Annotated in this window: 23 protein-coding genes and 1 pseudogene; 6 read left to right on the top strand and 18 right to left on the bottom strand. The window is 62.9% G+C overall.

The genetic code is table 11. From position 1 onward, the window contains the following. The 6 genes from AAC077_RS07735 to hmgA form a co-directional block, all read right to left on the bottom strand. A complete protein-coding gene (locus AAC077_RS07735; RefSeq protein WP_028957133.1) occupies positions 1-198 on the bottom strand; it encodes a DUF2783 domain-containing protein in 198 nt (65 codons plus the stop codon). Then, positions 195-1745, bottom strand: a complete 1551-nt coding sequence (locus AAC077_RS07730; RefSeq protein ID WP_339768233.1) for an FAD-dependent oxidoreductase — start codon at positions 1743-1745, stop codon at positions 195-197. The genes AAC077_RS07735 and AAC077_RS07730 overlap by 4 nt, the downstream gene beginning before the upstream one ends. A 13-nt stretch (positions 1746-1758) precedes the next feature. Further along, positions 1759-2025, bottom strand: coding sequence for a hypothetical protein (locus AAC077_RS07725; protein ID WP_339768231.1), 267 nt, complete (start codon positions 2023-2025; stop codon positions 1759-1761). Continuing rightward, a complete protein-coding gene (locus AAC077_RS07720; protein ID WP_339768229.1) occupies positions 2022-2972 on the bottom strand; it encodes an MBL fold metallo-hydrolase in 951 nt (316 codons plus the stop codon). The genes AAC077_RS07725 and AAC077_RS07720 overlap by 4 nt, the downstream gene beginning before the upstream one ends. 67 nt (positions 2973-3039) lie before the next feature. After that, the gene (fahA, locus tag AAC077_RS07715) at positions 3040-4296 is read right to left on the bottom strand and encodes a fumarylacetoacetase (protein WP_339768227.1); all 1257 of its coding nucleotides are present in this window, start codon (positions 4294-4296) and stop codon (positions 3040-3042) included. A gap of 69 nt (positions 4297-4365) precedes the next feature. Continuing rightward, complete coding sequence (gene hmgA, locus AAC077_RS07710) at positions 4366-5700, bottom strand: homogentisate 1,2-dioxygenase (protein WP_339769476.1); 1335 nt, start codon at positions 5698-5700, stop codon at positions 4366-4368. Positions 5701-5824: 124 nt separating this feature from the next. Here hmgA and AAC077_RS07705 point away from each other — a divergent pair, with 124 nt between their 5' ends. Beyond that, a complete protein-coding gene (locus tag AAC077_RS07705) occupies positions 5825-6265 on the top strand; it encodes a MarR family transcriptional regulator (protein WP_339768226.1) in 441 nt (146 codons plus the stop codon). A 260-nt stretch (positions 6266-6525) separates the two neighbouring features. Here the strand turns inward: AAC077_RS07705 and AAC077_RS07700 are convergent, their stop codons facing one another. The 3 genes from AAC077_RS07700 to rplS all read right to left on the bottom strand — a co-directional run bounded on the left by AAC077_RS07700 (position 6526) and on the right by rplS (position 8622). Next, positions 6526-7335, bottom strand: coding sequence for a division plane positioning ATPase MipZ (locus AAC077_RS07700; protein ID WP_339768224.1), 810 nt, complete (start codon positions 7333-7335; stop codon positions 6526-6528). A 670-nt stretch (positions 7336-8005) separates the two neighbouring features. Further along, positions 8006-8227, bottom strand: a complete 222-nt coding sequence (gene rpmE, locus AAC077_RS07695) for a 50S ribosomal protein L31 (protein ID WP_028957141.1) — start codon at positions 8225-8227, stop codon at positions 8006-8008. Between the two features lie 11 nt (positions 8228-8238). After that, positions 8239-8622, bottom strand: a complete 384-nt coding sequence (rplS, locus tag AAC077_RS07690; RefSeq protein WP_339768222.1) for a 50S ribosomal protein L19 — start codon at positions 8620-8622, stop codon at positions 8239-8241. Positions 8623-8958: 336 nt separating this feature from the next. Here rplS and AAC077_RS07685 point away from each other — a divergent pair, with 336 nt between their 5' ends. The 4 genes and pseudogenes from AAC077_RS07685 (at position 8959) to AAC077_RS07670 (ending at position 11592) form a co-directional block, all read left to right on the top strand. Next, positions 8959-9327, top strand: a complete 369-nt coding sequence (locus AAC077_RS07685; protein ID WP_339768220.1) for a hypothetical protein — start codon at positions 8959-8961, stop codon at positions 9325-9327. 41 nt (positions 9328-9368) lie between these two features. Next, entirely contained in the window at positions 9369-10760 is a 1392-nt protein-coding gene (locus AAC077_RS07680) for a PepSY domain-containing protein (protein WP_339768218.1), read from the top strand. A 63-nt stretch (positions 10761-10823) separates the two neighbouring features. Further along, a pseudogene (locus tag AAC077_RS07675) lies at positions 10824-11069 on the top strand (SDR family NAD(P)-dependent oxidoreductase); the annotation flags it as partial. Positions 11070-11130: 61 nt separating this feature from the next. Then, positions 11131-11592: an SDR family NAD(P)-dependent oxidoreductase gene (locus AAC077_RS07670; RefSeq protein ID WP_339769475.1), complete on the top strand. Its 462-nt coding sequence runs from the start codon at positions 11131-11133 to the stop codon at positions 11590-11592. Between the two features lie 3 nt (positions 11593-11595). Here AAC077_RS07670 and trmD read toward each other — a convergent pair whose 3' ends face one another. From trmD to rimM, 5 genes are all read right to left on the bottom strand, one after another. After that, positions 11596-12384 (bottom strand): tRNA (guanosine(37)-N1)-methyltransferase TrmD, encoded by a 789-nt coding sequence (gene trmD / locus AAC077_RS07665; RefSeq protein ID WP_339768216.1) that lies wholly within the window; start codon positions 12382-12384, stop codon positions 11596-11598. Next, the gene (locus tag AAC077_RS07660) at positions 12381-13175 is read right to left on the bottom strand and encodes a hypothetical protein (protein WP_339768214.1); all 795 of its coding nucleotides are present in this window, start codon (positions 13173-13175) and stop codon (positions 12381-12383) included. Before AAC077_RS07660 ends, trmD begins: the two co-directional genes overlap by 4 nt. After that, entirely contained in the window at positions 13175-13966 is a 792-nt protein-coding gene (locus AAC077_RS07655) for a hypothetical protein (protein WP_339768212.1), read from the bottom strand. Before AAC077_RS07655 ends, AAC077_RS07660 begins: the two co-directional genes overlap by 1 nt. A gap of 18 nt (positions 13967-13984) precedes the next feature. Next, on the bottom strand, positions 13985-14146 hold the full coding sequence (locus AAC077_RS07650) for a DUF1328 family protein (RefSeq protein ID WP_339768210.1): 162 nt from the start codon (positions 14144-14146) through the stop codon (positions 13985-13987). 75 nt (positions 14147-14221) lie between these two features. Beyond that, entirely contained in the window at positions 14222-14734 is a 513-nt protein-coding gene (gene rimM / locus AAC077_RS07645) for a ribosome maturation factor RimM (RefSeq protein WP_339768208.1), read from the bottom strand. A 341-nt stretch (positions 14735-15075) separates the two neighbouring features. Between rimM and AAC077_RS07640 the strand changes: the two genes are divergently transcribed. Further along, a complete protein-coding gene (locus AAC077_RS07640) occupies positions 15076-15891 on the top strand; it encodes an ion transporter (protein WP_339768206.1) in 816 nt (271 codons plus the stop codon). A 365-nt stretch (positions 15892-16256) separates the two neighbouring features. On the opposite strand, the gene rpsP is transcribed toward AAC077_RS07640, so the two are convergent. The 4 genes from rpsP to AAC077_RS07620 form a co-directional block, all read right to left on the bottom strand. Then, the gene (gene rpsP, locus AAC077_RS07635) at positions 16257-16646 is read right to left on the bottom strand and encodes a 30S ribosomal protein S16 (protein ID WP_339768204.1); all 390 of its coding nucleotides are present in this window, start codon (positions 16644-16646) and stop codon (positions 16257-16259) included. A 45-nt stretch (positions 16647-16691) separates the two neighbouring features. After that, positions 16692-16988, bottom strand: coding sequence for a chorismate mutase (locus tag AAC077_RS07630; protein ID WP_339768202.1), 297 nt, complete (start codon positions 16986-16988; stop codon positions 16692-16694). After that, the gene (gene ffh, locus AAC077_RS07625; protein WP_339768200.1) at positions 16989-18506 is read right to left on the bottom strand and encodes a signal recognition particle protein; all 1518 of its coding nucleotides are present in this window, start codon (positions 18504-18506) and stop codon (positions 16989-16991) included. Between the two features lie 212 nt (positions 18507-18718). After that, the gene (locus AAC077_RS07620; RefSeq protein WP_339768198.1) at positions 18719-19183 is read right to left on the bottom strand and encodes a hypothetical protein; all 465 of its coding nucleotides are present in this window, start codon (positions 19181-19183) and stop codon (positions 18719-18721) included. Positions 19184-19308 lie beyond the last annotated feature (125 nt).

Below are 19308 nucleotides of genomic sequence, written 5' to 3'. Positions count from 1 at the left end.
TTACACCGAAGACGCGGGGCTGCGGGCCTCTTGCAGCAGGGCGGCGATGCGGTCGGGATCGGCCACTTCGTTGATCAGCATCAGCACAAGGCGGGCGTTCAGCGCGTGGCTTTCGGCCTCGGACAGACCTGCGTGGGCTTGCATCAACGCGTTGTAGATGCTGTCGCCGTTCGGGCCAAGGTTGTCTTGCAGGATCATGGGTGTTGTCCTTTGGCGCGGGCCATGGCGGCGGTGATCTGGTCGCGGTCGGGGCTGTCGAAATGGGCGCAGATATGTCCATCGGGCCGGATCAGATAGTGTCCGGTGCCATACCGCCGCGCCAGCTCGGGCGCGGGATGGTCCACGTGCAGGGGGCGTATGCCGTCGATTTGTGGGGCCGCGCCGCCGATGCTCAGCAGGGTAAAGGCGCCTTGTGCCTGTTCCACCAGCCATCCGTCGCCCAGCGGCGCGTCGATCAGGGATTGGCCCACCAACGGGTGATCCCCGCTTTGCAACGGCATTCCGTGCAGCGAACAGGGCTGCGACAGGCGGCCCGAGTTGATCAGCTTGCGTGCGAAGGGATGGGTTTCGGCCAAATTCAGCACTTCGTTGCGAAACAGCGCCTCGATGGGGGTCTTGGGCGTCATGAAATTGGTGGCGCGGGACGAGTTCAGAATGTTTTCAGCCGACCCGTGGCAGCGTTCGTCGCTGTAGCTGTTCAACAGGGTGGCAGGGGCATCGCCGGACAGGACAGCGGCCAGTTTCCAGCCCAGATTGTCCACGTCCTGAATGCCGCCATTGCCGCCGCGCGCGCCAAAGGGCGACACCACATGGGCGCTGTCCCCGACGAACAGCACGCGGTTGTGCACGAAATTGTCCAGCTTGGCGCAGCGGAACTTGTAAACGCTCATCCAGTCCAGCCGGAACGGCGTGTCCCCGACGATGGCCTTGATCCGGGGGATCACCTTTTCCTCGGTCGCCTCGGCCTTGGGGTCGGTATCAGGCCCCAGTTGCAGGTCGATGCGGTAGATGTTGTCAGGCTGCTTGTGCAACAGCGCCGACTGGCCGTTGTGGAAGGGCGGGGCGAACCAGAACCAGCGTTCGGGGCTGTCGGTTTCAAACGGGCTTTGCTGCATTTCCACGTCGACGATCAGGAAATGCTCTTCAAAGGTTTGGCCTTCGAACGGCAGATCCATCCGCTTGCGTGTGGGCGACGCGGCCCCTTCGGCGGCGATGTAATAGTCGGTTTCCAACTGGTAAGCGCCATCGGGCGTTTCCACGTCGATCACCACATGATCGCCCTTGTCGGTGTGGCCGGTCACCTTGTTGAGGAACCGCAGGTCGATCAGATCGGACAGCTCTTGCGCGCGTTCCACAAGGTATTGTTCGACGTGATATTGCTGAAGATTGATGAAAGCGGGGTATTTGTGGCCCTCTTCGGGCAGCAGGTCAAAGCTGTAGACCGGCTTGTCGCCATGGAACAGGCGGCCCACTTTCCACGTCACGCCCTTGGCCAGCATCCGGTCGCCCACGCCGAGCCGGTCAAAGATTTCCAGCGACCGTTTGGCCCAGCAGATCGCGCGGCTGCCGACCGAAACCACGTTGTTGTCGTCCAGCACCACCGAGGGCACGCCATGCTGCGCAAGGTCGATGGCCATGGCCAGCCCGATGGGGCCGGCGCCGACGATGACAACCGGGTGGCGCGGCTCGGGCGCGGTCAGGCCGGGTGGGGCGATGTAGGGAAAGGGGGCGTAATCATAGGCCATGGTCAGTGGTCCTTTAAGGGTGGAGCGGGCCTGTCAGCGCGCCAAGGCCGATCAACAGGAAAAGCACGACGGTGGTCGCCAGAAGCTGATTGCGTTCGCGCGGGTGGCTGCGCGCCCAGTCGCGCAAGGCTGCGAGCGCCACAAAGGGGCCGGGCCACATCTTGCCGCTGTTGGCGACGGCGATGCGGCGGGCCTGAAACAGGGCGCGGAACATCTGGAACGCCCAGAGGGCGAAGACTGTGCCTTGCACCACCAGATACACCACTCCCCAGACCGTCATGATTGCAGGTCTTCCCACATTTCCACGTCACGCTTGTCGGTCCAGATGCGCGGATGCGCGATGCCGCGAGCCTCGTCATAGGCGCGGGCGACGTTGAAGGGCAGGCAGTGCTCGTAGATCGCGTAATCGGAAAACTTCGGGTCGCAGGCTTCGCGCACGGCGTCCCATGCCTCTTTCAGCGACCCGCCACGCGCCGCGACACGGGCGGCGGCGGCATAGGTGCTGTCGACGAAATCGCGGGTGTTCTCGATGGCGGCGTTGACCATGTCCCGACCCACCAGCGCGTCACCGCGCCCCGGTGCGATGGCGTCGACGTCGAACGCCTTGATCTTGTCCAGCGTGCCGCCCCATTCGCCATAATATCCGTCGCCGCAGTAACAGGCCGAGTGGTATTCGACGATGTCGCCGGTGAACATCACGTTCTGGTCGGGCACGTGGGCCACGATGTCACCTGCGGTATGGGCGCGGCCCAGATGCATCAGGTCCACGCGGCGGTTGCCCAGATAGACGGTCATCTTGTCGTTGAAGGTGGTGGTGGGCCAGGTCAGTCCGGGGATGCTTTCGTGGCCTTCGAACAGGCGGGGAAAGCGTTGGAATTCGCTGTCCCAGTCCTCTTGCCCGCGTTCCGCGACCATGCCGCGCGCGGTGTCGGACATGATGATCTGTCCCGCATCGAACGCCGACGCACCCAGCACGCGGACCGCGTGATAGTGGGTCAGCACCACGTGGCTGATCGGCTTGTCGGTGACGCTGCGCACGCAGTCGATGACCTTGTTGGCCAGACGCGGGGTGGCCTGCGCCTCGACGATCATCACGCTGTCGTCGCCGATGATAACGCCCGAGTTGGGGTCGCCTTCGGCGGTGAACGCATAAAGGCCCTCACCGACTTCGGTGAACGAGATTTTCTTTTCGGTCATGTCCCCTTGGGACGCGAATGCCTTGGCCATGAGTGTGGTCCTTTTTGGTCAGCGCCGGAGCCTCCGGCGGGAGTTTGTCTAGCAAGATGAAGCGGCGTTAGCGCTTGTAGGGATCGTCCAGCGCGGGCAGCACGGTGCCGGTGCACGGGCCAAAGCCGATGCGATAACCGTCGCCGCTTGCGTGGCCGTGCAGGCCCAGCGTGTCGCCGTCCTCGATAAAGCTGCGGGTGTCGCCGGTGTCGAGCGTGAAGGGTTCCTTGCCGCCCCAGCTGAGTTCCAGCAGGCTGCCGCGTTCGGATTTTTCTGCGCCCGAGATGGTGCCCGACCCCAGCAGGTCACCCGGTGTCATCGGGCTGCCGGCGGTGGTGTGGTGCGCCAGTTGCTGGGCAGACGAGTAATACATTTCGTTGTAGTTGGTGCGCGCGATCACGCTGGCGTCCTTGCCCGCAGGCGCAAGGGTGACGGACAGGTCGATGTTATAGAGCATCGGGCCGGTGTCCTTGAGGTGGTCCAGCAGTTCGAATTCGCGCGCGGGCGTGTCGGTGCGGAAGGGTTCAAGTGCTGCCTTGGTCACAATCCACGGGCTGATTGTGGTGGCGGTCGCCTTGGCCTGGAAGGGGCCCAGCGGCTGATATTCCCACGCCTGAATGTCGCGCGCCGACCAGTCGTTCAGCAACACGTAGCCAAAGATCGCTGCGTCGGCCTCGTCCACGGTCAGCGGGCCGTCGGACGGGGTGCCGACGATGGCGCCCATTTCCAGTTCGATGTCGAACCGCGCGCAGGGGGCAAAGCGGGGCGTGTCGTCGTTCGGTCCCTTCAACTGGCCCCACGGGCGGCGGATGTCGGTGCCCGACACCACGACCGACGACGCGCGGCCGTTGTAGCCAATGGGAATGTGCAGCCAGTTCGGCGGCAGCGCGTTTTCCGCACCGCGAAACATGGTGCCGACGTTGGTGGCGTGGTGGCGGCCGGCGTAAAAGTCGGTGTATTCGGCAACGACCATGGGCAGGTGCATCGTGGCATCGGCCATCGGCACCAGCAGCGGGGTGACCTTGTCCTGATCGGCGCTGCCTTGGGCCAGCAATTGCGTCAGGCGGTCGCGCAGGGCGGCCCAGACGGCGGGGCCTTCTTCCATGACCTCGTTCCAGAACGGCACGTCGAACAGCGGGTATTCGGTCAGCGTGATCAATCCGGCATCTTCGGCGGCGGCCAGATCCAGGATCATGTCGCCAATCGCCACACCGCAGCGCGGATCGTCGTCCCCGACCGAGAACACGCCATATGGCAGGTTGTTCAGCGGAAAGTCGGTGTCGGCGGAATTGGCGCTGGTGATCCAGCTTTTCATCAGGGGCATATGTTGTTCCTATGGATTGTGGGCGGCCACGCGCGGGCCGCCCGGTATTTCAGATCGGCGCGGGGGGCGTTATTTCTTGCCCGGCGTGCCGTCGAATTTCTTTTCGATGTCGGTCCAGCAGTCGATGTAGTTGTCCTGCAACGGCGCCTCTTTCGCGGCGAATTCGGTCAGGTGCTGCGGGAAGCGGGTTTCGAACATGAACGACATGGTGTTGTCCAGCTTCTCGGCCTTGAGGTCCGCGTTGGACGCGCCCTCGAACGCGTTCTTGTCCGGCCCGTGCGGCAGCATCATGTTGTGCAGCGACATGCCGCCGGGGACAAAGCCCTGCGGCTTGGCGTCATACTGGCCGTAAATATTGCCCATCATCTCGGACATGATGTTCTTGTGATACCACGGCGGGCGAAAGGTGTCTTCGGCCACCATCCAGCGTTCGCGGAACAGGACAAAGTCGATGTTGGCCGTGCCTTCGATGCCGCTGGGGGCGGTCAGCACGGTAAAGATCGACGGATCGGGGTGGTCGAACAGGATCGCGCCGACGGGGCAATAGGTGCTGAGGTCGTATTTCACCGGCGCGTAGTTGCCGTGCCATGCCACCACGTCCAGCGGGCTGTGGCCAATGCGGGTCTCGTGGAACTGGCCGCACCATTTGATTGTCACGGTGCTGGGCGTTTCGCGGTCTTCATATGCGGCCACCGGCGTTTTGAAATCGCGGCGGTTGGCCATGCAGTTGGCACCAATCGGGCCACGGCCCGGCAGGTCGAATTTCTGTCCGTAGTTTTCGCAGACAAAGCCGCGCGCGGGGCCGTCCAGCACTTCGACACGGTAGACCAGACCGCGCGGGATGATGGCGATTTCCTGCGGGGCAAGGTCGATCACGCCCAGCTCGGTGCAGAACCGCAAGCGGCCCTCTTGCGGGACGATCAGCAGTTCGCTGTCGGCGGAATAGAAATAGCTGTCGACCATGCTGTCGGTGACCAGATAGATGTGGCTGGCCATGCCGACTTGGGTGTTCACGTCACCGGCGGTGGTCATCGTGCGCATGCCGGTCAGCCACGTATAGGGCTGGTCGGAATGGGGCACCGGGTCCCAGCGGTACTGGCCCAGGCTGGTCACATCCTGCGGGATATGCGGTGCCGATTTCCAATAGGGCAGGTCGATCCGTTCGAACCGGTGCGAGTGTTTCACCGACGGGCGGATGCGATAGCACCATGTGCGTTCGTTCTGGTGGCTGGGCGCGGTAAAGGCGGTGCCGCTAAGCTGTTCGCCGTACAGGCCATAGTTGACCTTTTGCGGGCTGTTCATGCCTTGGGGCAGCGCGCCGGGCAGGGCTTCGGTTTCGAAATCGTTGCCGAAACCGGGCATATAGCCGGGCGTGGTGCCGTTGGTGTCGGGTGCCTGGATCATTGTGCTGGGCGTGGTGTGCGTGTTCATTGCGATGCCTCCCGTGCGGTGCCTGATGCGGCAGCCTTGCAGATTCGTTGCATGTGTAATAGTTGAATTTGTAACTAACAACCATCGCAGGTGGGAAATGGCCGATCAAGACACCTTCGATCTACAGCGTTTCCTGCCCTATCTGCTGAACCAGGCCGCCGAGGCGTCGTCGCTGGATTTTCAAAGCGTGTACAAAAGCCGCTATGGCATGTTGCGCAATGAATGGCGGGTGCTGTTCCATCTGGGGATGTACGGGCGGTTGACCGCGTCGGACATCCGCGACCGGTCGGGGCTGCACAAGACCAAGATCAGCCGCGCGGTGCAGCGGTTGGCCGAACGGCGGTTCCTGACGCGCCTGCGCGACGCGCAAGACCGGCGGGCCGAGCATCTGGAACTGACCCCGCAGGGTCAGGCCGCCTATCGTGATTTGCGCAAGATTGCCAAGGATTATGACGAAGCACTGGCCGAGATGCTGGGCGACGAGGACGTGGCCGCCCTGCGTCGCATGTTGCTGCGGCTGGCGCAGCGGGTGTCTTAGGGTCAGGACCCATTAATCCTGCACCGTCAGCGGCAATTTCACGAAATTTCAGTGGTTTGGGTCGTGCAGCCAATAGTGGTTCTATTTGCAAGCGGCCCAAGCCGCTGAAATGAAATGAAATCGCCGCCCTGCGGGTTCGACGGATTTTCCCGATGCCTGCGGCGCATCTATTTGAAATAGAACCACTATTCCTGCACAGATGCTGCTTGTCAGCGGAAAAATCTGTCGAACTGACGGCGCAGGATTAATGGGTCCTGACCCTAGAAATCGACGCTCACACCCGGTAGGTTCAGCGCCTTGATCAGGTCGCGCAGCTCTTGCCGGGCGGCGACGTTCGAGATGTTCAACTGTTTGACGCCGATGTCTTTCAGGTCCAGCAGGGTCAGCCCGCGGGGGAACAGCTCGCGGAACACCACACGTTCGGAAAAGCCGGGGGCGATGCGGAAACCGATGCGTTTGGCCAGCATCTTGATCGCGCGCTCCATCTTTTCCTTGTTGACCATGCGCTGTGCGCCCATGCGGTTGCGCACCACGATCCAGTCGATGGGCTGCAAGCCCGCCTGCGCGCGCAACTGCCGCGCGTTCCAGACCATTTCGGAATAGACCGATGGTCCCAGGATCTTGTCACCGGTCGCATCAATCCGCGCCAGCAGGTCGAAATCGACAAAGCTGTCGTTCAGCGGCGTGATCAGCGTATCGGCCAGCGAATGTGCCACCTGGCTTAGGCGGGTGTGGCTGCCGGGGCAGTCGATCAGGATAAAATCATTGTCCGGCTCCAGCGAGGCAACGGCGGCGCTGAGCCGGTGGTCATAGATGTTCTCGCCGGGTTGCAGGGTGCCGGGGTCGATCTCGGGCAGGTCGTGCACTTCGGGGCTGGGCAGGGTCAGTTCGGCGCTTTTCAGGAACCCTTGGCGGTTCTCGACATAGCGCCCGAAGGTGCGCTGCCGCAGGTCCAGATCCAGCGCGCTGACCTTGTGGCCCATGCGCGCCAAAGCGGTTGCCACGTGCATCGACACGGTGGATTTCCCCGCGCCGCCCTTTTCGTTTCCGACGACGATAATATGCGCCATGCCTGTCCCCTTGCATCCGCGGTTTCTGTGCGGTTTGCCTTCTTTGGCACACTATATGTTGTGGATCGACCTGTGAAAAGCAGGGAGAGGGGCAAAGCGGGCAAAAATGACAGGGTTAGTGACGCTTATGCGGCAGTGTGGCCCGACCACATAGGGCAGCGCCCGCCCGTCGCACCAAAGGTGCGCCGATTGTTTTAGGCACGCCTCCGGCGTGACGGGCGGTCGGGCGCTGCCCGGCGGCACTGCGTGCCTTGTTCCGGGCTTTGGTGTATCAGCGCTATGTCCTAAGCACCAAACCTTTATCCACACCAGGTCTGGGTCGCAAATAATCACGCGGAACCCCTGCGCCCGAAACCTTCGGGGCAGTTGTTTCATGTCATCTGATGTGGATCGTGGAAAGCCGTTAAAAAAGGCGGCGCCGCCAGATCGGAGTGTGAGACAGGATTTTATCCCTGCATGTCTGAACCGTTCAGATATGACGCGGCACGCGCGCCTCTGGTCCTATGGGCTGCCGACGGGGGTGATGGCCCACGCCGGCGGGGTGTTGCAACGGGGCCAAGGATGCCGCCCACGGGTTAAGGTCGCGTGAGCAGGGCGCGCGGTGCCCCCCCCAAACGAAAAAGGGCGCGGCCATCGCTGGCCACGCCCTTCGTCATGATTGCGGTCAGGCTTAGAAGCCCAGACCGGCGTATTTGTTCTTGAACTTCGACACGCGGCCGCCGGTGTCCATCAGACGGCTGGAGCCGCCGGTCCACGCGGGGTGCACAGAGGGGTCGATGTCCAGCGACAGTTGGTCGCCTTCTTTGCCCCATGTCGATTTCATTTTCACCACGGTGCCGTCCGTCATTTTGACGTCGATCATGTGATAGTCGGGGTGTGTATCGGCTTTCATGATCCGGATCCTTACGCGCTGGCGCCCGACTTGGGCTTGTAGTTGGTGACTTCTGCGATACGCGCGGATTTACCACGACGTTCCCGCAGGTAATACAGTTTGGCGCGACGGACACGGCCACGACGCACGACGGTGATGTCTTCGATGTTTGTCGAGAACAGGGGGAACACACGTTCCACGCCCTCACCAAAGGAAATCTTGCGCACGGTGAACGAACCGGCAATGCCTTTGCCGTTGTTGCGCGCGATGCAGACGCCTTCGTAGTTCTGCACACGGGTGCGTGTGCCTTCGGTCACTTTGTAACCGACGCGGATGGTGTCACCCGCTTTGAAATCGGGGATGTCTTTCCCCAGCGCAGCAATCTGCTCCGCTTCGATCTGTGCGATCAGGTTCATCTGACCTTCTCCTTATGTGCTCGTGGTTGCTCCACGAAGATTTGCGCGCCTCAGAGCTTCCTGTCTTCACCGGGTCCGGCAGTGCCGCCCGCAGGGAGTGTTCAAGCATCGTTCCTTGTTGTGCGTTTCGCGCCGTGCGGGTTCATCGAAGAGATGCCACAGGCCAAACGGTCCGGGCGGCATGGGCCGATTCCGAACTTGCGCGGTATAGGGTGGATGTGCAGGCCCGGTCAAGGGGGCAGTCGGCGCGGGTGTACCCCTGCGCACTATGACGCAGGCGGGTTTTGCGCTGGCGCATTGCGGCGGCCTTGGTAAAACGCGCGCATGGGTTCGTATATGCCACCTCTGCACGCCAAGACAACCGCGCTGATCCGTGCGGTGCATGTGCTGTTGTTCGTGGTGTTTTCCTGTCTGACGCCGGGCACCATGCCGGCCGCACAGGCGGGTGGTATCACGCTGGTGCTGTGTACCGGTGACGGCACCACAACCGTGACGCTGGACGCCGACGGCAACCCGGTCCAGGTGCCGCACGACCGCTGCGACTGGTCTGCGGGCATCGCCCATGCCGTGCTGCAAAGCCCGCTGATGGTGCCCGCTGCATTGCAAATCCGCGCCTATGTGCCGACCGTTCCGACGGTGGCGCTTGTCACGGGACAACCGCAGCGCAGCCAGAACCATACGCGCGGCCCTCCGACCCTTCTCTGACGCGATCCCTTTTCAACTTACTCCTGTCAGAGGACACTTCCATGGTCTCGATCGACCCCACTGCCGCGCCTGCGCGGTCATCCGACACGTCTGCCTTTTACCGCGCCGCGTGGCGCTGGCATTTCTACGCGGGGCTGTACGTCATCCCGTTTTTCGCAATCCTTGCCCTGACCGGCATGACAATGCTGTGGATCGCCTTTCTGGGCGGTCGTGACGGCGAACGCATCCCCGTTGTGCCGCAAGAGGCACCGCTGGCCGTCAGTGTGCAGGCCGATGCCGCCCTTGCCGCCGTCTATGACAGCGTTTTGGTGCAATACGTCGCCCCGCGCGCCGCAGACCGCGCGGCGGTGTTCCGTGTGGACGTGGACGGGCGTGCCACGATGGTCGCGGTCGACCCTTACACCGCCCAAGTGGTGCAGACATGGCCGCGCCGGTCGGGCTGGTATGATCTGGCTGACAACATCCATTCCGATCTGTTGCTGGGCGTGACCGGCGACCGGATGCTGGAAATCGCTGCCTCGCTGGGCATGGTCCTGATTGCCACCGGCCTGTACATGTGGTGGCCGCGTGATGGCGGGTGGCGTCGGGCGCTGGTGCCGTCGTTCAAGGGCGGGCGCAGTGCGTGGAAGTCGCTGCACGGGTCCATCGGTCTGTGGATTTCCGTGGTGCTGGTGTTTTTCCTGCTGTCCGGTCTGTCATGGTCCGGCGTCTGGGGCGAAAAGATGGTCCAAGCCTGGAGCCAGTTCCCGGCCGAGAAATGGGACAACGTGCCCCTGTCGGACAAGACCCACGGCAGCATGAACAACGGGCCGAAAGACGTGCCCTGGGCGTTGGAGCAAACGCCGATGCCTGCCTCTGGCAGTGCTGCGGGCACCCCGGCGGCGCAGGCGTCACCGGACATCGACAGCATCGACGCGCTGGCGCGGCGGATCGGCTTTGACGGGCGTTACCAGATGAACCTGCCCAGCGGGGCGAACGGCGTCTGGACGCTGGCCCGCGATTCCATGAACAACGACAGCGTCAGCCCGACCGCCGACCGCACCACCCACATCGACCGCTTTACCGGCAATATCCTGGCCGATGTGCGCTATGACGATTATTCTTGGGCGGGCAAGGCGATGGCGGTTGGCATTGCGCTGCACATGGGCACGCTGGGCATCTGGAGCGTTCTGGCCAACACGCTGTTCTGCCTGTGTGTGCTGACGCTGTGTCTGACCAGCGTGGTCATGTGGTGGAAACGGCGCAACGGCAACGGCCTGCGGCTGGCCGCGCCGCCGCTGCCGCGTGACATGCCGCTGTGGCAGGGGGCCGTGGTTGTAGGGTTGGCGGTGTCGCTGGCCTTTCCGATGGCCGGGCTGACCTTGTTGGCTGTGCTGGCGCTGGATGCGCTGGTGATCCGGCGCATCGCACCGCTGAAACGGCTGTTGTCCTAAAGGGTGAAAACCGGCGCATGCGTGCTATCTTTGTTTTGAAACATTGCAAAAAAGGTAGCACGCATGCCCAACACGGCCCTGATCACCGGCGCATCCTCTGGCATCGGTATGGAATTCGCTCGCTATCACGCCGCGCAAGGCGGTGATGTCATCCTGACCGCGCGGCGCAAGGATGCGCTGGACGCATTGGCAAGCGAAGTGCAGACCGCGCACAACGTCACCGCCCATGTCTTTGCGCTGGATCTGGGGGCCGAAGGCGGCGCGCAGGCGCTGTATGATCAGGTGAAGGCCGCAGGGCTAAGTGTCGACATCCTGATCAACAACGCAGGTTTTGGCGGGCAGGGGCGGTTTCTGGACCGCGATCTGGCCGATGATCGACCTGAACGTCAAAGCACTGGTGACGCTGTCGCATCTGTTTGCCAACGACATGGTGGCGAACGGTGGCGGCAAGATCCTGAACGTCGCCTCGACCGCCGGGTTCATGCCCGGCCCGTTGCAGGCGACCTATTTCGCGACCAAGGCTTTCGTCAAATCCTTCAGTCAGGCGATTGATCAGGAAAACCGCGAACATGGGCTGACCTGCACGGCGCTGTGCCCCGGCTATGTCAAAACCGAATTTGCCGATGTCAGTGACCTGAACGGCACCGATCTGGTGAACAACGGCGGGGCCACGCCCGACACGGTGGCCCGCCACGGGTATGATGCGATGATGCGCGGCGATCTGGTGACGGTGAACGATGCCAAGCTGGGCTTTGCCGTCAACTGGATCATCCCGCTGATGCCGCGCCGCATGGTGCTGAAGATGGTGCAGCGGATGCAGACCAAGAAATAGGGACTAGGTGTCCCCGCGCTGGTCCTTGTGCTGCGCCCACAGGTCGGGCCGCCGCTCGGCGGTGATCTTTTCCGACATCTCGCGCCGCCATTCGGCGATCTTGGCGTGATTGCCCGACATCAACACTTCGGGGATCGCGCGGCCCTGCCAGTCGGCGGGTTTGGTGTATTGCGGATGCTCCAGCAGGCCGGCCGAATGGCTTTCGTCTACGGCACTTTCCGCATTGCCCAGCACACCGGGCAACAGCCGCACGGTGGCGTCGATCATCGCCTGCGCCGCCAGCTCGCCGCCGGTCATCACGAAATCGCCCAAGGACACCTCGGTGATGCCGAATGCCTCAAGCACCCGTTCGTCCACGCCCTCGAACCGTCCGCACAGCATGGTCACCCCGTCGCACCGTGCCAGATCGCGGGCCATCGCCTGATCGAACCGGCGCCCGCGTGGTGACATATACAGGATCGGCCAGCGCCCCCGCGCGTGGCTTTGCGCCTCGGCGATGGCGGGGCCGACCACATCGGCGCGCAGCACCATGCCGGCGCCACCGCCTGCAGGGGTGTCATCGACATTGCGATGCTTGGTCAGCCCGTGTTCGCGCAAATCATGGGTGTGCAACTGCCACAACCCGTCCTGCATTGCCCGCCCCGTCAGGCTTTCGCCCAGCACGCCGGGAAAGGCGCCAGGAAACAGGGTCACGATACGTGCCTGCCAGACGCCCGCCAGTTCGGGCGTTTCGTCCATCAGCGACGAAGGCTTCAACGTCGCGCGAATGCTTTTGCGGCCATGTGATTTCATCGGTCTTTTCCTTGGGCAGCGGCCAGAATGGCATGTTTGGCCGCCTTGCGTGCATCACGGTCGGTATAGGTGCGGTTGGCGTCCAGCAAGGCCAATAGCACATCCTGATCCAGCGCGGGATTGGCCACCGGCGGCGGCATGATCCGCGCCATCGTCTCGGGCGGCACGTTGCACAGGTCCAGCAAGGGCTGCGCGGGGCCCAGCCGTTGGGTCTGCGCCGCCTCAAGCCGCGCGCGGAACACACGGGCCGGCACGGCGGCGGCGATGTCGTCCACCACGCCGTCCAGATCGGCAGCAAGCCCGTAGCGGGCCACGAAATCGGTAAAGTCCAGCGTCATGGAAGACGATTTCACATGCTCGCCATAGGCGCTGCGCAGCCAGTTTTCCGGATCGCGGGTCGAGGCATAGATCACCACCTCGCAGGCGGGGAAATACCGCTGAGCCCACTCCACGTAGATACGCGCCAGCTCAGGCGCGGCGGAATAGTCGGCCAGCGCGCCACGTCCGGGCATATGGCCCGACAGCTCCTCGGCGGACAAGACCAGCGTGCGGCGCGGCATTCCCGGCAGCTCTTGCAGCAGCATATCGAACCGCCGCGCAACCTTGGCCAACGAGATCTTGTCACGCCAAGTGGAATAGCCGCGCGTGGCGTGCAGCAGGTCGGTCATTTGCGGTTTCAGCCGCATGGCCAGGTGCGGTTTCAGCAGCGCGCGGTTGGTGCGCAGCAGTTGTTGCACCGTGGATGTACCGGTCTTGTGAAAGCCTATGTGCAGCACGATCTTGGCAGGCATCAGAAATCCTCGCGCTTCAGCGTATCCTTGGCCACGCGCCAGTCGGCGTCGGACAGGGCCGAGCGGTTCAGCGCCAGCATCGCGTCAATCTTGCCCTGGGGCGGGGCGGTGTTGTCGGGGGGGCGGGGCGTCAGCGTGGCGGGGTCGATGCCGCCCAGAAGATCCAGCAGGGGCGCAAGCGGACCCAGCGGCGTGGTGCACGCCTCAAGCGGTTGGGCGATGACCTGAACATGGGGCACCGCGTCGGCCACCTGTGCCACGATCTGATCCAGATTGGCCGACCCTGCCATGTCGGCCGCATATTCATCGGCGTCCTGTGTGATCCGCGTGGCCCGCAAATGCTGAACATAGCAGCTGCGCAACCACGGCGCTGCGGCGCGGGTGGTGAAATACAGCACCTGCTGCGCATCCGGCGCGGCCGCGGCAAAGGCCTGAACCAGCGCCTTCATGATGCGCGGCGTGGCGTCGTAAGCGGTCAGCCCGCGCCGTCCGGGCATGTGACCGGCCAGGTCTTCGGAACTGATGACAATATCCTTGCCCCGCGCAGCCCAGCCATCGGCCAGCGCCGCGGCCTCGTACTGGATCAGCGCCAGATCGGTCTGGCTGCGGCTGACGGAATAGGCGCGCGCGGCCTCGCACAGGGCCACCATGCCGGGCCGCAGGATGATGCGGCAATGCGGGCGCAGATCCTCGCGGTTGGCCCGCAGGGTTTTCTGCACCGTGGTGGTGCCGGTCTTGTGAAACCCTGCGTGGATGATGATGCGCATGGCAGCGGTCCGTTCAGCCGCCATGCGCGATCAGGGGCCGGGTCAGGCGATGGCGACAATGCCCAGAATGACCAGCAGGAACAGCACCAGCGCGATGAAAATCAGGAACTTCGCGCCACTCAATGCGGCCCCGGACAGACGGCCAAAGCCGAACAGGCCGGCCACGGCGGCCACGACCAGCAGGATCAGAATAAGTTTCAACATGGTTTGTCCTTTCGCAGGCAGGCGCCAACCGCCCGTCTGTCAAGGAAACTCGCAAACCCGCTCGCGGTTCCGTGATCACGGCCACAGCCCTTCGGGCGGGTCGGCCACGATGCGCCCGGATGCCAGATCAACCGTGGGCACCGCCGCCTGGGTGAACGGCAGCAACACCGTGGCGCTGCTGTCGGGCAAGGCCACCTCAAGCAGGTCCGCAGCCCCGTGGTTCTGCACCGATTTGACACGGCCCAGTTCGGTGCCGCCGGTGTCCACGACCGTCAGGCCGACCAGATCGGCGTGGTAATATTCATCATCGGGCAGCGACGGCAACTGGTCGCGGTGCGCGTGCAGGGTCACACCCTTTAGCGCGTCGGCCTGTTCCTTGGTCGCCACCTCGGCGATGCGCACGACAAAGCCGTTCTTGACCGAATGCACGATGGCCAGCGAAAACGACCGCTTGCCGGTCTCGTCGGTCAGCGGGCTGTAGGTTTCGATGTCTTCGGGGGCGGCGCAGAACGATTTGATCCGCACTTCGCCCTTTACCCCGTAGGCACCGCTGATGGCGCCCACGCAAACCAGTTCATCCTTGTTCACTTCACACCTCTGCATATTCCGTCGCGCATGGTGCCGCCCACATCGGTGCACCGTTGCGCGGCGGCCTGGCTTTCATAAATCCAACCGGCGGCGAAAGCGACCGGCAACAGGAAAATCAACCGAAACAGTTTGAACACACTTACAAAACCTTGATGCACGATTTACGCGGATTACCCTGTCGTCCCCGCCGCCGAGTGTCCAGAGCCGCCACATTTGCGGCACGCGCGCCTGGCCCCCGATTGCACGGTTTTTCGCCGATGGCGCAATCGCTTAGTGTTTCGCGTCACATCTTCCGACTTCGCCCCTTGCGCAGTCAGGGGCCGCATCCGATATGTGCTGCTATGACTGATTCATCCGCTCTCTCTCAGCCCGGCCCGCGCGCCCGCGTGGCCCGCTTCACCGACCGGCCTGCCTTTCAGAATTTCATTCTGGGCGTGATCCTGTTCAACGCGGCTGTTCTGGGGCTTGAAACCTCGGATCAGGCGATGGCGGCGGCCGGTCCGTTGATCAAGACGCTGGACACGCTGTGTCTGGCGATCTTCGTGGTCGAGATCGTGCTTAAGATCTACGGGCGCGGGTTCGCGTTTTTCCGGCGCGGCTGGAGCGTGTTCGATTTTGTGATCGTGGCGATTTCGCTGATCCCCGCAACCCAGGGCCTCAGCGTGCTGCGGGCGATGCGGATCTTGCGTTTGCTGCGGGTGATCTCGGTGGCGCCGTCCTTGCGCCGCGTGGTGGACGGGCTGGTCAATGCGCTGCCGGGTGTCGGGTCGGTGTTCCTGCTGATGGGCGTGATTTTCTACATTGGTGCTGTGATGGCGACCAAACTGTTTGGCGCGGCCTTTCCGGACTGGTTCGGCACGCTGGCGCGGTCGGGCTATTCGCTGTTCCAGATCATGACGCTGGAAAGCTGGTCCATGGGCATCGTGCGCCCGGTGATGGAGGTGTACCCCTATTCGTGGACCTTCTTCATTCCGTTCATCATGGTCACGACCTTTGCCGTGGTGAACTTGCTGGTGGGTCTGATTGTGAATTCGATGCAGGACGCCCACAACGAAGAAACCAACGAAAAGACCGACACCTACCGCGACGAGGTGTTGCAGCGCCTGCTGGAGATCGAGGCGTTGATCAAGGCGCAGAACGACACGCGAAAGGACTGAGGTGCCGTTTGCAATCGGTCACAAAGCCGCGCATCGTCGGGCCGTGGTGCGGCGATCCGACTTCTGTGACTGGCACTTTATGGCAGCCAAGCACATCCGAGCTATCCGTGGAACTCAACAGCAGCCAAATCGCCGTGCCGGCGGACGGCCCGGCGATGTGCGGCGGCCTGCGGCCTTGATCCCGCGCAGGGGATTGCGGAAAGGGCTCACTCCTGCGCTACGGACGCAGCGCCGCACCCTGGGGCAGGGATCTGTCGCAAAAGTCGGTTTTGCCTGGCAACTGACACCCGCACACTTCTGACCCCACACGAAAAAGGCCCGCCCCACCTGCGTGGAACGGGCCTGAAATCAGATAGCAGCCAGAGTTACTCTTCTGCGGCTGCTTCTTCTGCCGGTGCGTTGGCGGCTTCTTCGAGGGCTGCTTTCTTGGCAGCTTTCTCTTCGACGCGCGCCTGGGCTTTCTTGCCGGGCGTGCCCTTGTTGGGGTTGTTACGCTCGGTTTTTGGGGTCACGCCAGCGGCTTCCAGCATACGGGCCACACGGTCTGTGGGCTGCGCGCCTTGGGCGATCCAGTGCTGGATGCGCTCGATGTCCATTTTCACGCGGTCTTCGCTGTCTTTGGCCAGCAGCGGGTTGTATGTGCCCAGTTTCTCGATGAAACGGCCGTCGCGTGGCATGCGGCTGTCGGCGGCTACGATACGGTAAAAGGGGCGTTTCTTGGAACCGCCGCGGGCGAGACGAATTTTCATGGCCATGGTTGGTATCTCCTAAATGATGGCTTTGACGGGGATGGCCCCGTTTCAGGTCTGGTGCTGTTTGTGGTGCTGAATGACTTCAGCGATGATGAAGTTCAGGAACTTCTTGGCGAATTCGGGGTCGAGGTCGGCCTCGGTCGCCAAATCTTCTAGCCGCGCGATCTGTGCGGCTTCGCGCGCAGGGTCGGACGGGGGAAGGTCGTGTTCGGCTTTGAGTTTCCCCACAGCCTGTGTGTGTTTGAACCGCTCGCCCAGAGTATAGACCAGGATGGCGTCCAGCCGGTCGATGCTGGCGCGGTGGCCTTTCAAAAGCTCGGCGGCGCGTGTGACAGGATCAGACATCTATTTCTTCTTCCCAAAGCCGGACAGACCCGACGGCAGGCCCATGCCGCCGCCCATACCGCCCATACCACCCATACCGCCGGGCAGCTTGCCGCCCATCTGTTTGGCGGCGGCTTCCAGCGCCTTGGGGTCCATGCCTGCGGCCATCTCTTCGGGGCTGGGGCCGCCCTTGCCGAACATGCCTTTCATGGCCTGTTTCAGCATGCCGCCCTTGCCCATCTTGCCCATTTTCTTCATCATGTCGGACATCTGGCGGTGCATTTTCAGCAGCTTGTTCAGTTCCGACACTTCCATGCCTGCACCGCGCGCGATGCGCTTTTTGCGGCTGGCTTGCAGCAGGGCAGGGTTGGCGCGCTCTTTCTTGGTCATCGACTGGATCAGCGCGATCTGTTGTTTCAGGATCTTGTCGTCAAAGCCCGACGCCTCGACCTGTTTGGCCATTTTGCCCATGCCGGGCATCATGCCCATCATGCCTTGCATGCCGCCCATCTTGATCATCTGTTCAAGCTGCATGCGCAGGTCGTTCATGTTGAACTGACCCTTGGCCATGCGCTTCATCATCTTTTCGGCCTGTTCGGCCTCGATGGTTTCCTGCGCCTTTTCGACCAGTGCGACGATGTCGCCCATGCCCAGAATACGGCCCGCGATCCGCTCTGGCTCGAATGTCTCAAGCGCGTCCATCTTCTCGCCCAGACCGACGAACTTGATCGGCTTGCCGGTGACCGCACGCATCGAAAGCGCCGCACCGCCGCGCCCGTCGCCGTCCATCCGCGTCAGCACCACGCCGGTGATGCCGATACGGTCGTCAAAGTTCTGGGCGGTGTGCACGGCGTCCTGACCCGTCAGGCCATCGACCACCAGCAGCGTTTCGCGCGGGTTGGCGACATTGCGTACCGCTTCGACCTGTTGCATCAGCTCTTCGTCGATCGACAGACGGCCTGCGGTGTCCAGCATATAGACGTCATAGCCGCCCATGCTGGCCTGTGTCTTGGCGCGTTTGGCGATGGCGACGGGGTCTTCGCCCTTGACGATGGGCAGGGTGTCGACACCGATCTGCACACCCAGAATGGCCAGTTGTTCCATCGCCGCCGGGCGGTTGACGTCCAGCGAAGCCATCAGCACGCGCTTGCCGTCGCGGTCTTTCAGGCGTTTCGCCAGCTTGGCGGTGGTGGTGGTTTTACCGCCGCCTTGCAAACCGACCATCAGGATCGGCGCGGGGGCGTTGTCGATCTTCAGCGCGCCGGGCTCACCCTCACCGGTCAGCGTGTCGATCAGCGCGTCGTGCACGATCTTGACGACCTGCTGGCCGGGTGTGATCGACTTGGTCACCGCCTGACCTGTGGCCTTGTCCTGCACCGCCTTGACGAAATCGCGCGCCACGGGCAGCGAAACGTCGGCCTCCAGCAGGGCGACGCGCACTTCGCGCAGGGCGGTTTTCACGTCCTCGTCGGACAGCGAACCCTGTTTGGTCAGACGGTCAAAGACCCCGCCAAGCCGTTCGGATAGATTTTCAAACATGCCAAGCGCCTTTCGTGCCCGTTTCGATCTGCCCCCTATGTAGGAAGCGGTGAGGAATTTCCCAAGTTCAAACCAAGAGCGCCCCCGTGGGCGCAACGCGCTGACGGAGGGCGATCCCTGATCTGTCAGGGACCGGAAGGCTGATGCTCCCGGATGTTGGGTGCGCGTTTACGGCGTGCGACGGCCCGAGTCAACAGTGGGCGGCATTGGCGCTAAAGCCAGGCGTTGATGGCCGCGACCATTTTCGGCGGGCCGGACAGGTTGGAATAGGCCGTCACCAGCGGATGCCGCCCCGCGCTCATCCCGCCCGTCAACAGCAGGACAGGTCGCGCCAGCGTCGTGCCCTTGGACCCGACCGTGGTTTCCAGCTCGGCGTGGCTGACGTCTTGCAGCGCGTGGGTGACCTGTTTGTACCGCAACAACGACTTGCGCCGGATCGTGACGGTCCCGGCCTTGCGGTCAAAGATCACCTGCAACCGCTCGACCAGCGCGATCAGCACAACCGCCCCCAAACCGCCGCCAAAGACGGCAAAGACCAGACCGAACACCAGTTCGCTTGACATGATGAACAGGCCGCTGCCGACAAAAATCAGAATGAACCCCGCCAGCATCAGCGCCAGAAACCACGGGGTTTCGTCCAGGATCAGTCGGTCGGGCGTGTCTTGCAGCACTTTCATCGGGCTGGGTGGGGCAAAGTGGTGAAAACAGAAAAGGGCATGAAAAATCCGGCGCACTGAATGAACAATGCGCCGGATGCTAGGGCCGGCTGGCCCGTTCTGTCAAAGTCTGCGTGGCCAGGTGC

Origin of the sequence: uncultured Pseudosulfitobacter sp. (assembly GCF_963976325.1) — a bacterium.
Taxonomy (GTDB): domain Bacteria; phylum Pseudomonadota; class Alphaproteobacteria; order Rhodobacterales; family Rhodobacteraceae; genus Pseudosulfitobacter.
This window is presented reverse-complemented; position numbering and strand designations above follow the sequence as displayed.